This window comes from Zavarzinella formosa DSM 19928, from assembly GCF_000255705.1.
Classification (GTDB): domain Bacteria; phylum Planctomycetota; class Planctomycetia; order Gemmatales; family Gemmataceae; genus Zavarzinella; species Zavarzinella formosa.
Genome location: NZ_JH636439.1, coordinates 27514 through 27720 on the forward strand (window position 1 = coordinate 27514; position 207 = coordinate 27720).

1 protein-coding gene is annotated in these 207 nt (G+C 62.8%); it reads right to left on the bottom strand.

Annotated elements, in window-relative coordinates; genetic code table 11:
• Positions 1–183: hypothetical protein (locus tag BGIM_RS64575; protein WP_162136205.1), on the bottom strand; the 183-nt coding region annotated here is incomplete at its 3' end.
• Between the last annotated feature and the right edge of the window lie 24 nt (positions 184–207).

Here is a 207-nt window from a genome sequence, read left to right on the forward strand (position 1 = left end):
AGTCTTGCCGAGGGCGGGCCACAGCCGTCGCTGCACTGTCAGATAGGTAAGAGCAAGATCACGGCGGGCCGCCTCATCCGGCAGCCCCTTTTCCCGCCGCCGCCGGTCCCTGGCATCCTCGGACGGAATCGGTCCGCCCAAGTCCGCCAGGATGTCGAACAAATCATCAGTCTTCTTTTTCACCGAACCGCCTCCGAAAAGAGGCGT